At 38.8% G+C, this 13,265-nt stretch carries 12 protein-coding genes; 3 read left to right on the plus strand and 9 right to left on the minus strand.

Features of this window, described 5'->3' with window-relative positions; genetic code table 11:
• Nucleotides 1–29: 29 nt before the first annotated feature.
• The 3 genes from efp to V7077_RS03910 form a co-directional block, all read right to left on the minus strand.
• On the minus strand, nucleotides 30–587 hold the full coding sequence (efp, locus tag V7077_RS03900) for an elongation factor P (protein WP_335498534.1): 558 nt from the start codon (nucleotides 585–587) through the stop codon (nucleotides 30–32).
• A gap of 20 nt (nucleotides 588–607) precedes the next feature.
• Nucleotides 608–1,669: a M24 family metallopeptidase gene (locus V7077_RS03905; protein ID WP_335498535.1), complete on the minus strand. Its 1,062-nt coding sequence runs from the start codon at nucleotides 1,667–1,669 to the stop codon at nucleotides 608–610.
• 76 nt (nucleotides 1,670–1,745) lie between these two features.
• On the minus strand, nucleotides 1,746–2,243 hold the full coding sequence (locus V7077_RS03910) for a YqhR family membrane protein (RefSeq protein ID WP_335498537.1): 498 nt from the start codon (nucleotides 2,241–2,243) through the stop codon (nucleotides 1,746–1,748).
• A 240-nt stretch (nucleotides 2,244–2,483) separates the two neighbouring features.
• Between V7077_RS03910 and V7077_RS03915 the strand changes: the two genes are divergently transcribed.
• On the plus strand, nucleotides 2,484–3,428 hold the full coding sequence (locus tag V7077_RS03915) for a DUF1385 domain-containing protein (RefSeq protein WP_335498538.1): 945 nt from the start codon (nucleotides 2,484–2,486) through the stop codon (nucleotides 3,426–3,428).
• Between the two features lie 57 nt (nucleotides 3,429–3,485).
• Entirely contained in the window at nucleotides 3,486–3,878 is a 393-nt protein-coding gene (locus V7077_RS03920; RefSeq protein ID WP_335498539.1) for an SA1362 family protein, read from the plus strand.
• A 56-nt stretch (nucleotides 3,879–3,934) separates the two neighbouring features.
• Here the strand turns inward: V7077_RS03920 and V7077_RS03925 are convergent, their stop codons facing one another.
• The 4 genes from V7077_RS03925 to V7077_RS03940 all read right to left on the minus strand — a co-directional run bounded on the left by V7077_RS03925 (nucleotide 3,935) and on the right by V7077_RS03940 (nucleotide 9,784).
• Nucleotides 3,935–4,819: a patatin-like phospholipase family protein gene (locus tag V7077_RS03925; RefSeq protein ID WP_335498540.1), complete on the minus strand. Its 885-nt coding sequence runs from the start codon at nucleotides 4,817–4,819 to the stop codon at nucleotides 3,935–3,937.
• An 80-nt stretch (nucleotides 4,820–4,899) separates the two neighbouring features.
• The gene (splB, locus tag V7077_RS03930; protein ID WP_335498542.1) at nucleotides 4,900–5,925 is read right to left on the minus strand and encodes a spore photoproduct lyase; all 1,026 of its coding nucleotides are present in this window, start codon (nucleotides 5,923–5,925) and stop codon (nucleotides 4,900–4,902) included.
• 140 nt (nucleotides 5,926–6,065) lie between these two features.
• Entirely contained in the window at nucleotides 6,066–8,621 is a 2,556-nt protein-coding gene (locus V7077_RS03935) for a vitamin B12-dependent ribonucleotide reductase (protein ID WP_335498544.1), read from the minus strand.
• A gap of 326 nt (nucleotides 8,622–8,947) precedes the next feature.
• Nucleotides 8,948–9,784 (minus strand): lipoate--protein ligase family protein, encoded by an 837-nt coding sequence (locus V7077_RS03940; protein WP_335498546.1) that lies wholly within the window; start codon nucleotides 9,782–9,784, stop codon nucleotides 8,948–8,950.
• 189 nt (nucleotides 9,785–9,973) lie between these two features.
• On the opposite strand from V7077_RS03940, the gene V7077_RS03945 reads away from it, so the two are divergent.
• Nucleotides 9,974–10,357 (plus strand): rhodanese-like domain-containing protein, encoded by a 384-nt coding sequence (locus tag V7077_RS03945; RefSeq protein ID WP_335498548.1) that lies wholly within the window; start codon nucleotides 9,974–9,976, stop codon nucleotides 10,355–10,357.
• A 91-nt stretch (nucleotides 10,358–10,448) separates the two neighbouring features.
• Here V7077_RS03945 and gcvPB read toward each other — a convergent pair whose 3' ends face one another.
• Together gcvPB and gcvPA are read right to left on the minus strand one after the other, a co-directional pair.
• Nucleotides 10,449–11,909, minus strand: coding sequence for an aminomethyl-transferring glycine dehydrogenase subunit GcvPB (gene gcvPB / locus V7077_RS03950; RefSeq protein ID WP_335498549.1), 1,461 nt, complete (start codon nucleotides 11,907–11,909; stop codon nucleotides 10,449–10,451).
• A complete protein-coding gene (gene gcvPA / locus V7077_RS03955) occupies nucleotides 11,902–13,248 on the minus strand; it encodes an aminomethyl-transferring glycine dehydrogenase subunit GcvPA (protein ID WP_335498550.1) in 1,347 nt (448 codons plus the stop codon). The genes gcvPB and gcvPA overlap by 8 nt, the downstream gene beginning before the upstream one ends.
• Nucleotides 13,249–13,265: the final 17 nt, after the last annotated feature.

Below are 13,265 nucleotides of genomic sequence, written 5' to 3' on the forward strand. Positions count from 1 at the left end.
AACCTTTAACACAGCCTTTGTTTTAAAACTTATGCACGAGAAACATAACTTGCTTCTGTAGTGTTAATGATAAGTTTATCTCCCTGGTTAATGAAGAATGGCACTTGAACAATAAGACCAGTTTCAAGTGTTGCAGGTTTAGTACCTCCAGAAGCTGTATCACCTTTAATACCTGGCTCTGTTTCAGTAACTTCTAATTCAACAGTGTTTGGCAATTCCACACCAAGTGTTTCATATTGGAACATCATGATATGAACTTCCATATTTTCTTTTAAGAATTTTAATTCGTATTCAATATTTGCTGCTGGCAGTTCTACTTGTTCATATGATTCCATATCCATGAACACGTGAGAATCACCATTGGCATATAGATATTGCATTTTACGATTGTCAATCTGTGCTTTTTCAACCTTTTCACCTGCACGGAACGTTTTTTCTTGTATCGCTCCATTTCTCAAGTTACGAAGCTTTGAACGAACAAATGCAGCTCCTTTTCCCGGCTTTACGTGTTGAAAGTCTAGAACGCGCCATAGACCGCCATCCACCTCAATGGTTAAACCTGTTTTAAAATCGTTAACAGAAATCATATTTAAATCCTCCTAAATTCTTACAATATAATTAATTCCTTTGTGGAATGGGTTAGAGCTTCATTATGAGTGTTCGTAATCAAGGTATCATCTTCTATACGAACTCCGCCAAGGCCTGGAATGTAAATTCCCGGTTCACAAGTAACCACCATGCCAGGCTCTAAAATGATATCCGACTTCATTGATAAACCAGGGCCCTCATGAACTTCAAGTCCAATCCCATGACCAGTAGAGTGACCAAAATATTCACCATAACCCTTTTCTGTTATGTAGTCTCTGGTAATGGCATCTGCTTCTTTCCCTGTAATACCAGGTTTAAATCCCGCCATCCCGCGGAGCTGTGCTTCAAGGACAATCTCATAAATTTCCTTTATTTTTACATCCGGTTCTCCAACGGCAACAGTCCGGGTAATGTCGGAAACATAGCCATTATAATAGCAGCCATAGTCCATGGTTACGATATCTCCAGCTTCAATTACTTTATCACTTGCAACACCGTGTGGAAGGGCTGAGCGATGACCAGAAGCAACGATGGTATCAAAAGAAGAGGAGGTAGCACCGGCCTTTCTCATAAAAAACTCAAGCTCATTTGATACTTCTAATTCGGTTTTACCTGGACGGATAAAATCCAAAATATGTTTAAATGCAGCATCAGCGATATCTGCAGCTACCTTTAATATCTTAATCTCTGCGTCTGTCTTTATCAAGCGTAACTTTTCAATCACTCCGGAAATGGGAACAAGTTCATTATCAATTTCTTTTTCATATACTTTAAAGGAGGAGTAGGTTAAATAGTCCTCTTCAAAACCAAGTTTTTTAATCCCTAAATTTTTCACTTGTAAGGCAATTTCTTCCGGAATAGTACCAGAGTATTTTATAATTTCAAAGCCTTGGCATTGTTCACTAGCTTGTTCTATGTAACGGAAGTCTGTAATAAACAGAGCCTTCTCTGCACTAATTAAGACAACACCTGCTGATCCAGTGAAATTTGATATGTAGCGGCGATTATAAGGGCTGGTAATCAGAATACCATCAATGCCGTTTTCTGAAAAAGCTGATCTTAACTTCTCTAATTTTTCCATTGTATCTCCATTCTCCCTTTCATGGTTTAGATAAAGATATTTTATCATAACCTTTAATCATTCGACTATTTCGAATTTAAGTTGCAGCCTCTTTGTCTTGCACTTTATTAATTTCATATTCATAATTAATGGAATAACCAATAAAAGTTCCATATAGCATATATAAACAAATAGAAGTTATAATGGTGTTCTTAGTTAACTCCATAAATGGTTTAATTCCCGGGAAAATAGGGTTAAGAACAAAAAAGACCAATAAAAATAAAACAATCCCAAATCCCATCCCAAACCAGATACCCTTTAATTTTCTTAGGACTGCATAATAAACGAAAGCGATAATAATTGAAACAATCACTAGAAATATCAAGGAAATTACTTTACCAATCCATCCGTACTTCCAATCACCCAAAGCCCATGGTTCAAGTATGACATTGGGGCTGACTTCTGTAAAATTAAAAAAATAAGCTATGTAGCCTATGATACCCCAAAAAAATCCTCCAAATAAACCAGTCCAAAATACCATCATTAAGAATGACATTGGTTTTGGGTAATTATTGATGTGTTGTTCGTTTGTCATGATGACTCCTCCGTTCTTTATTTTAACCTTGCTCATTTTATGTAGTTCTTATTAAATTCCATCATTATTATGCCCGTAGAAAATCAATCCTTACATAGAAAAAATTTTTTCTGTTTTTATATGGAAATATTATGTCATCCTAGAGGTTTTTTCACTTTTCTAGTAGAATAAAATTAAGTACATACAGATTTATCATTTCTGCTATTGTGCAACTATGTTAATAGGTTGGTGTTAATAACCATGTCTAATTCTCAAAAACCGGTGTATGGCGGCCAAGCAGTCGTTGAAGGTGTAATGTTTGGCGGGAAACATCATTATGTTACCGCTGTCCGCAGGAAAGATCGTTCTGTAGAATACTTTCACTTACCACGGAAAGCCAATCCTTCTTTATCTATTTTAAAAAGGATCCCGTTTCTGCGTGGTATCATTTCAATTATTGAAGCTAGCGCGAATGGCTCAAAGCATTTGAACTTTTCAACTGAAAGATATGATGTCGATCCTAAAGATGATGATACGATTAAAGAAAAAGAAGTTTCAAAATTGACGATGTATTTAGGGGTAGCAGTTATAGGGGTCATTTCGTTTTTATTTGGGAAATTTGCTTTTACATTAATTCCCGTTTTTTTAGCGGTCCTAACAAAACCAATTTTCCCATCAGATTTCGCACAAGTACTTGTGGAAGGCTTCTTTAAGCTCTTACTACTCCTATGCTATATATATTTCGTTTCATTAACCCCCCTTATAAAAAGAGTGTTTCAATATCATGGTGCTGAGCATAAAGTAATAAACACCTTTGAAGCCGGGGTAGAATTAACAGTTGAAAATGTGCAGGCACATTCTCGGCTGCATTATCGTTGCGGCAGCAGTTTCATATTATTTACGGTAATAGTTGGAGTTTTTGTGTATTTACTTGTCCCAACAACACCACTTTGGTTGAGGGTTGTTGACCGTATTCTTTTAATACCAGTCGTATTAGGAATTGCATTTGAGGTCTTACAGGTAACCAATAAATTAAGGGATATTCCCGTATTAAAGTACCTTGGTCTGCCTGGACTTTGGCTTCAATTGTTAACGACAAAAGAACCAAATCATGACCAAGTAGAAGTAGCCATTCTCTCTTTCCAAGAATTATTAAAGAGAGAGCAGGAAACAGAGTTTGACACAAAAAATGAAGAAATTGTCTAAATCTTTTTACCTATGTGTTTAAAAGAATAAAAAAATGCTTAAGATGCTCTTAGGGAGGTGGCTTTCTTGAAAAATCGGACATCAACGATTATTGTTGGGGTACTTATTATTCTTGCATTACTTGGACTTGTCAGTTCGTTTACAGCAAATCCTGCCGGTTTCATTCAGGGAATAGCTGTCGTAGCATTGATCGGTTTAGTCATTTATTTCCTTTTTCGAAGGTTTTCACATTCAAGCCCTCAGAAAAAAGAGCAGCGGGCATTTCTTAAGGCAGCCAAAAAATCTAAAAAACGATTACAGCAAAAGGGTGGGGATTCTACTGCCAGAACCTCCTCTCTTGGAACTTTAACATCATTAAAGAAAAGCACCAAGACAAAAAAGAAATCTCCTGCTCATTTGACCGTTATCGACGGCAAAAAGGGTAAAAAGAAAAATCGAGCGTCTTTTTAGACACTCGATTTTTTTTGTTAGGAAAGCTGCAGCATCAAGTTCTGAAGTTCAAACAATTAGTAAGTCCACCGATTTAAAAACTTCTTTGCATGTTCCCTGCCGATTTCAAATAACACCTGTTTCTTTTCATCTGTAAGATTAAATTCGGTTAAGGATACCCCTTCCGCCTTAATAAAGATAATATCATCCACATGTTTTTTAGAAATATACCTTTGATCATGAGCGTCTTTCATGGTTTCAAATAAGGCAGTAAATAATTGAATACCGTTTTTTATTTGATGTTTCTCATGTTCATATTCGCTTGGGCTTAACTTAATACCTAGAACTGGTCTGACTTTTTTTACATTTTCTGAATCGAACAGCCACATCGGGAAATTACTTAGAACTCCCCCATCCACTAACACGTTGACCCCATCTATGGACCGTAATTTTACTGGTTCAAAAAAATAGGGAATACTGCAGCTCATTCTAATGGCTTTGGCAATTGGAAAGGTTCCAGGATTTATCCCGAACTTTTCTAAGTCATCGGGTAATACTACCATTTGTCCATTCGACAGATCCGAAGTAATTACCCTAAGCGCCTGAGGAGGAAGATCGGAAAATGTCTTCAACCCTTTTGCTTCAAGTTTCTTCTTCAACCAATTTTCAAGTTCATTTCCTTTATATAGCCCTAATTTCCAATAAACGAGCAGCCATTTAGCAATTGAAAATGGGATGATCGTTTTACGCGAATCAAGCATTTTAGGCAAATCGAACTCATCCACCAACTGATAAATCTCCTTACTTGTATACCCCGCAGCAATTAATGCGGCAATAATTGAGCCAGCACTTGTTCCAGCCACTCTGACAAATTGAAACCCTCTGTTTTCAATTTCTTCATAGGCTCCTATGATAGCAAAGCCTCTAATTCCCCCTCCAGAAAAAACGCCGTCTATTTTCATGGGCAGCCACTCCTAAAGATGAACTTGTTACATCTTTAGTCAGCGTGTTTAGAATATAGTACGGCGGACATGTAGAAAATTTAAGTGAAATATTGGACTACCGCATTTGGGAAGAATTCCTGAACATACTCACGGATGGTGGTTTCAAGGTCTTTTGCTTCCTCGGTTGGGTAGACATATTTACCAATACCATACCTTCCCCATTTGTATTTTCTTTTTTCCTCGTTCATTTCAAGCTTTGTTTTCGGATAGCGCTTGGCAATAACGTTTTTAGCTGGTTTCGTAAAACGATGCTGTATTAGTTCAAAAGTGAGATCCGGTGTGTCTACTCCTGTTAGCTCTTCACTTAACCGTTCAAATAATTCACGATATCCTGCTTTCCAATCTTCATGCATGTAGATAGGTGCAACGATAAAACCCAATGGATACCCTGCATTCGCCACTTTCCTGGCAGCTTTTAATCTGTCTTCAAAGGAAGAGGTTCCGGGTTCAAAGTTCTTAATCACATATCGTGAATTGACGCTAAACCTAAATCTTGTTTTTCCATTATGTTTCGCATCGAGAAGATGGTCGACATGATGAAATTTGGTCACAAACCGAAGTTGACCGTATTCGGATTGTCCAAAGAATTCGATTGCTTTTTTTAATGAATGGGTAAGATGGTCTAATCCTACGATGTCGGATGTACAGGCTGCTTCAAAGCGGGTAATTTCTGGTTTTCGTTCATCCATATACTTTTGGGCCTGTTCAAAAATTTCATCTAAATTAACATAGGTACGAATGTAGGGTTTACTCCCAAGGGTGGTCTGCAAGTAACAATAGTGACAATGCCCCATACATCCGGTCGCAAGCGGAATGGCGTACTCTGCAGATGGTTTTGATGTATCGAATTTTAACGTTCTTCTTATTCCAACTACTAAAGTCGATTTGGCATTGCGGTATTGCTGCAATTCGTTATCACCTGGTATTCCTCTGACTTGATTATGCGAGGTGGTTTCGCGAATCTCTAGACCTAATTTTGTGAATTTTTCCTTTAGTTCTCTGCCAAGGGGGTATTCTAATGCTTTGGGCTCGATATAGACGAGTTGTGGCATAAAAGGGTCCATAACTGACTCCCTCTTTTCTGTTTGTTTTTTAGTAGTATGAGTTGTTATAAGGGAAGATAATAAATAATAATGGAGAGAAGTTTTTCCATCTTTTTAGCACGAAAAAGAGGATGGAAAATATCCCATCCTCTAAATAATTTTTATAAACCGCATTTTAATTGTGCATTACAGTTTGTACAGGTGTTACAGCCGCCGATTTCTTTAACTTTTCCTTTACGGCAGACTGGGCAGGTATTACCGACTTCAGATCCAATTGTTACATCTGTTGAGCGAAGGTCGCTAATTGTATCAACAAGAACGACATGTTGATGTGGTTTTTCTTCGAACATAGATAGTTGTTCATTTGTATTTTCTTCTGCTTTAAGGGTCAATACTTGTGAATCACGTGAACCGTCAACATATACGGTACCACCTTTTGCTCCACCGCGGTATAAACGTTCGTATACCTTTTCTACTTGTTCTACGCTGTATCCTTTTGGTGCGTTAACAGTTTTACTGATGGAGCTGTCGATCCAGCGCTGAATAACGCATTGGACATCTGCATGGGCTTCTGGTGCAAGCTCCATGGCTGTAACGAACCAGTTTGGCAGGTTGTTAGCGTCTGCTTCAGGATGCTGATCAAGGTATTCTTGTACGATATCTGCTTTTACTTCAATAAATTTTCCTAGACGTCCACTGCGGAAGTATGAGAATGAGAAATAAGGCTCTAATCCGGTACTTACTCCAACCATGGTACCAGTGGATCCAGTTGGTGCGACAGTTAGTAAGTGGGAATTTCTAATTCCTTTTTCAAGAATAGATTCACGGATATCTTCGGGCATTTTTTTCATAAAACCAGTGTTAATAAATGCCTTTCTTAAGCGGTTTGTTTCTTCAGGTGTTTCGCTAGTTAAGAATGGGAAGCTTCCCTTTTCTGTTGCTAATTCAACAGATGTTCTATAAGCAGTAGTTGCAATTGTCTCAAATACTTTATTAACTAGTTCATTACCTTCTGGTGAACCATATTCTGTTTCACAATAGATTAGGAGATCATGTAATCCCATGACACCAAGGCCAACACGACGCTCACCAAGAGCTTGTTTTTTGTTTTCTTCTAAGAAGTATGGAGTAGCGTTTATGACGTTGTCTTGCATTCTGACACCGATTGCTACAGTTTGTTTAAGCTTTTCAAAATCAACCGTCTTGGTTCCTTTATCTGCCATTTCAGCAAGGTTTACTGCAGCAAGGTTACAGACTGAAAATGGTGCAAGTGGCTGCTCTCCACATGGATTTGTTGCAACGACTTGTTGCCCATATGCTTTTGCATTTGTCATGTCGTTCGCATTATCGATAAAGAATATACCTGGTTCTGCAGAGTAAGTAGCACAAATGTTAATTAAATTCCAAAGTTCTTTTGCCTTTATTTTCTTATAAACACGAACTTTATGTCCAAGTTTTTCCCACTCACGCACGTCACCGACTTTATGCCATTCTTCATTGTAGATTTTCATTTCTTCTTGATTATAGTGTTCAACATATGGGAACCGGAGTTCATATTCACCATCGTTTTCAACAGCTTCCATAAATTCCTTTGTTAAACATACTGAGATATTAGCACCCGTTAGGAACTCAGAATTATGAACGGTATAATTACCGCCAGTTAGAAGCTTTTCCTCAGCATGAGCAATGCTATTTTCATCAAAACCACCAAAACCAGGAATTGTTTTATAATTTACAATCCCTTGATACATCGCAGTTTCTTGTGGCGTTAAGGGTGTAAACTTGAGTTTATCTTTTGCATGTTTTTTAATGGTTTCATCGTTTGTATTTTCAATTAAGAATCGTAGAATTCTAGGATTCTGCATTTTTGAAATAATAAATTCAATAATATCTGGATGCCAATCAGCCAGCATGATCATCTGGGCCCCTCGGCGCGAACCTCCTTGCTCAACTAAATGCGTTAATTTCGCAATATCATCAAGCCAGGAAACCGAACCAGAAGATTTACCATTTACGCCTCTAGCCAATGTATTACGCGGTCTTAATGTTGAACCATTCGTTCCAACACCGCCGCCTCGGCTCATGATTTCCATAACCTGTTTACGATGGTCGGAGATGCCTTCACGAGAGTCTGCAACAAATGGCATGACATAACAGTTAAAATACGTAACATCCGTATTGGCCCCTGCACCATAAAGAACCCGGCCTGCAGGAATAAAGTTCAAATTCACTAACTCTTGATAAAACTTCTCCGTCCACTCTAAGCGCTTCTCTTCGGTTGTTTCTACTGCAGCAAGACCAGTAGCATTCCTTTTGGCAATCTGCTCATAGAAGAGCTCCAATGGCTTCTCAATCACATCTAAAGACCGGATGATTTCACCTGTTGCAGCTTCTTCAGAATCAAGTACGCCTCTAAATTCTTCCTCCACCAAAACCTTTGCCTTTTTCTTTTCCCAATCAATCTCCAAAATCGTACCTAAGCCGCGTGCTGGGAATTTTGGATCCTCTTTAATGGTTAATACAACAAAGTCGCCAGTTGTTAGGGTAATTTTTGCTGTGTCTTTAAAGGTATAACGGTCAAGCATAACCAATCTTGATACACCTTTATGAGTTATTTTCATATCTGGGGTAACCGGGTGTACTTGGGGGAATAAGCGGATATCCTCATTCAACCTTTCAAAATCAATATTCATTTTTTGTCTAAAAACTACAGACATGAGAACAACTCCTTTAAAAAAATCTCTATATAGTGCTAGATTCTAGTAGTATCGCTATATCTAGTTGTCTTAATAAAATTAAGTTACCACGTTACCTTCTATAAATCAATATATAGTACCGAAAATATTTTCGACACTACTATATATTGTATAACCAGCAAATCAGATTTAATTTGTCAAACTCAAAAAAAACTAGAATGAGAAGAAAATAAAAGATTTCAGCTGAATTTCGTCAAATAACAGTAAAATTCAACAAATTTCGAGGCTTGCCTCTTTTATTAAAAAGTAATATCAAAAAGAAAAAGCGGCATGCGCCGCTCCTTAGCTCACCTTTTAAAATTCCATTCATCACTTTCATAACGCTCTTTTGCAATTTTATCGACATAGGCTATTTCGTCTTCTGTTAATTGGTAGGGTTCCAATTCAATATTTAGCCCTTCAGCAAAACCTTTATAAAAAGCCTCTTTTGCTTCCTCTAGTGTTATTCTGCGGGGACTAATCGCGTTAATGGCAACGGCCTTATCCTTAAAAGCCTTTTTCATCCGTTCCTTCACTCGGTCATTAGAGTATTTAAATAAGCTAAATAACTTATCCTCATCCAAATCTAGAAGAATGGATCCATGCTGCAGAATAACGCCTTTTTGTCTTGTTTGTGCACTGCCTGCCACTTTTCTGCCTTCCACAACTAATTCATACCAGCTTGGGGCATCAAAACATACTGCCGAGCGCGGATTTTTTAATGCATCTCTTTCTTCCGCAGTCTTCGGAACCGCAAAATAAGCCTCGAGTCCTAAATGATGGAATCCTTTTAAAATCCCTTCCGAAATTACACGATAGGCCTCGGTAACCGTTTTAGGCATCTCAGGATGGTCTTCAGAAACAATTACACTATAAGTAAGCTCATGCTCATGGAGCACACCACGGCCGCCAGTCGGCCTTCTAACAAAACCTAAGTGATGCTCTTTTACAGCATCCATATCAATTTCTTTCTCCACCTTTTGAAAATAGCCAACAGACAATGTTGGCGGGTTCCAGCCATAGAATCGAATGACCGGTGGAAACTTACCTTCACTATGCCAATCAAGCAAAGCTTCATCCAAAGCCATATTAAAGGATGGTGAACCATTACCGGAATCTATAAAACGCCAAGTTTCTTTTTTCATGTTAAAACCTCATTTAATAAAATAATTACAAATTTTAGTCTACCAAAATCTGATAGGAATTCAAAACGAGATGTTTCTGGTATAATTTTATTAGGCATCAAAAAAGTTTTTCCTTTACATCTTTATCTTTACTGGAATGACTTATATAATAAATACTAGTGCAGTAAAGCTTGAAAGGAGCAAAAGAAGTTGAATTCACTCTATTCTTTATTAATTATTATTTTAGCCGTTATTATCTACTCCCTGTTTACCTATTTTTATCAAAAGAGGATTGTTAAAACGGCAACAGAAGAAGAATTCCGTGCAGGATATCGTAAGGCACAACTAATAGATGTTCGTGAACCGAACGAGTTTGAAGGCGGCCATATTTTAGGAGCACGCAATATTCCAATGTCCCAAATGAAAATGCGCATGAAAGAAATTCGCCCAGATATGCCGGTATTTTTATATTGCCAAAGCGGTATGCGCAGTGCACGAGCAGCACAATTCTTACATCGCAGAGGTTACAAAGATTTAACTCAGCTTCAAGGCGGATTTAAAAAATGGACAGGTAAAGTAAAAACCAAAAAATAATAAAACTAAGGGTTCCGGCATACTTCCGGAACCTTATTTTGTTTTTAAACGTAACAAAGGTCAGATATCAGGAATCTGACCTTATGTTTACTTAAGCCTTCTGGTATTTTAAAACTGGTTTACGTGCTGCTAGTGTTTCATCTAGTCTGCCGACAACCGTGGTATGCGGAGCCTCTTGTACAATCTCTGGATTTTCTTCTGCCTCTTTAGCAATTTGAATCATGACATCAATGAAAGCATCAAGTGTTTCTTTTGATTCTGTTTCTGTTGGCTCAATCATGATACATTCTTCCACATTTAACGGGAAGTAAATGGTTGGTGGATGATAGCCAAAATCAAGCAGGCGTTTGGCAATATCGAGTGTTCGTACTCCTAATTTTTTCTGACGTCTACCGCTTAGCACAAACTCATGTTTACAATGCTTATCAAAAGGCAAATCATAATATTCGGCAAGTCTTCTCATCATGTAGTTTGCGTTTAAGACTGCATACTCGGTGACCGCTTGTAGACCATCAGGCCCCATAGAACGAATATACGTATAGGCTCGAACGTTTATCCCGAAGTTTCCGTAGAACGGCTTTACACGTCCAATCGATTGCGGTCGGTCGTAATCTAGTATATATTCATCTCTTCGCTTTGTAATAATAGGTTTTGGCAAAAACGGAATTAAATCAGCCTTGACCCCAACTGGACCAGAACCAGGACCCCCGCCGCCGTGTGGACCTGTAAAGGTTTTATGAAGGTTTAAATGGACAACGTCAAATCCCATATCGCCTGGTCTAGCCTTTGATAAAACCGCATTTAGGTTTGCGCCGTCATAATACAGTTTTCCACCTGCACTATGAACAATGTCAGCCATTTCAAGAATTTGTTCTTCAAATAAACCAAGTGTATTGGGATTGGTTAACATAAGAGCAGCCGTATCCTCACCAACAACTCTTCTTAAATCATCGAGATCAACAAGACCTTGATTGGTAGATTTCACCGTTATCGTTTCAAATCCAGCTATCGTCGCCGAAGCAGGGTTTGTACCATGGGCAGAATCCGGAACGATTACTTTGGTCCGTTTTGTATCACCATTTGATTCATGGTACGCACGGATAAGCATTAATCCTGTCCATTCACCGTGGGCACCTGCAGCAGATTGTAAGGTGACTTCATCCATACCAGTTATTTCAATTAAATGCTGCTGAAGATCGTACAGAAGTGCTAGCGCCCCTTGAACAGAACTCTCATCCTGCAGAGGATGAATATGTGCAAAGCCATTGAATCTTGCAACATTTTCATTGATTTTTGGATTATATTTCATTGTACAGGAGCCAAGTGGGTAAAAACCCGAATCCAGGCCATGATTCCTTTTTGAAAGAGCTGTATAGTGACGCATAATATCAAGCTCAGAAACCTCCGGAAGTTCCGGCTCTTCTTCGCGCAAGTAACCTTCTGGAAGCAGGCTGCTCACCTCTAATTCCGGTATATCGATTTCCGGGAGGCTGTAACCGATTCGCCCAGGAGTACTACGTTCAAAAATGAATGCTTGGTCTTGGTTATGCATGCAAATCCCCCAATTCTTTCACAAAAGTATCAATTTCATCCTTTGTTCGTTGTTCTGTTACCGCAATCAACATATGGTTAGACAGTTCTGAATAGTCACGTCCTAAATCATAGCCCCCGATGATTCCTTTTTGTAACAATGTTTGATTAATTTCTTTAACAGGTTTGCCTAATTTCACAACAAATTCGTTAAAGGAGAAGCCGTCATAAGCCACTTCAAACCCTGCCTTTTTAAAGGCATTCTTGGCATAATGCGCTTTTTGCAGATTTGCTTCAGCCATTTCACGAACACCCTTTTTACCCAATGCGGTCATCGCCACAGATGCGGCAAGGGCGTTAAGGGCTTGGTTTGAGCAAATATTTGAAGTCGCCTTTTCACGACGGATATGCTGTTCACGGGCTTGAAGTGTTAAAACAAAACCGCGTCGTCCTTGGTCATCAACCGTTTGTCCTACAAGACGGCCTGGGACCTTCCTCATTAATTTGCTGGTAACGGCAAAATAGCCGCAGTGCGGGCCTCCAAACGCTGCTGGGATACCAAATGGCTGGGCGTCTCCAATGACAATATCTGCCCCAAACTTGCCCGGTGGAGTTAATACACCTAGTGCGAGTGGATTGCTATTTACAATGAACAACCCTTTATGGGCATGAATCATTTCCTCCACTTCTTGTAACGGCTCTAAGCGTCCAAAAAAGTTTGGATATTGGACAATTACGGCTGCCACTTCTTCAGTTACTAAATTGTTTAAAGAAGCAAGATCTGTTACTCCGTCTTTAATAGGAGCTTCTACTACTTCAAGATACTGTCCCTTTGCATATGTTTTAAGGACCTCGCGATACTCTGGATGAACAGCGCTTGAGACGACAATTTTTTTCCGTTTCGTATGACCTGCACTAAGCATAGCAGCCTCCGCAAGGGCAGTGCCTCCATCATACATGGAAGAGTTGGCAACATCCATGCCGGTTAGCTCACAGATCATCGTTTGAAATTCAAAAATAGCTTGAAGTTCACCTTGCGAGATTTCAGGCTGGTATGGTGTATAGGCTGTATAAAATTCAGAACGGGAAATGACATGGTCCACGATTACAGGCATATAGTGATCATAAACGCCTGCACCTAAAAACGACACATTTCTTTTAAAATCAGCGTTTTGGTCTGCTAACTTAAACAGTTCTTTCAACAGTGCTGTCTCAGACTTTGCCTCTTTAATGTTATACTCACCCTTAAATCGAACTTTTTCAGGGATATCGCTAAACAGTTCGTTTATTGAAGAAACACCAATGGTTTCGAGCATAGCCTTCTTATCTTGTTCAGTCATAGGTAAATAGCGATGTTTCATAACCTTGCTCCCCTCGT

The organism is Neobacillus vireti (assembly GCF_036962465.1).
GTDB classification, from domain to species: Bacteria; Bacillota; Bacilli; order Bacillales; family Cytobacillaceae; genus Neobacillus; species Neobacillus vireti_B.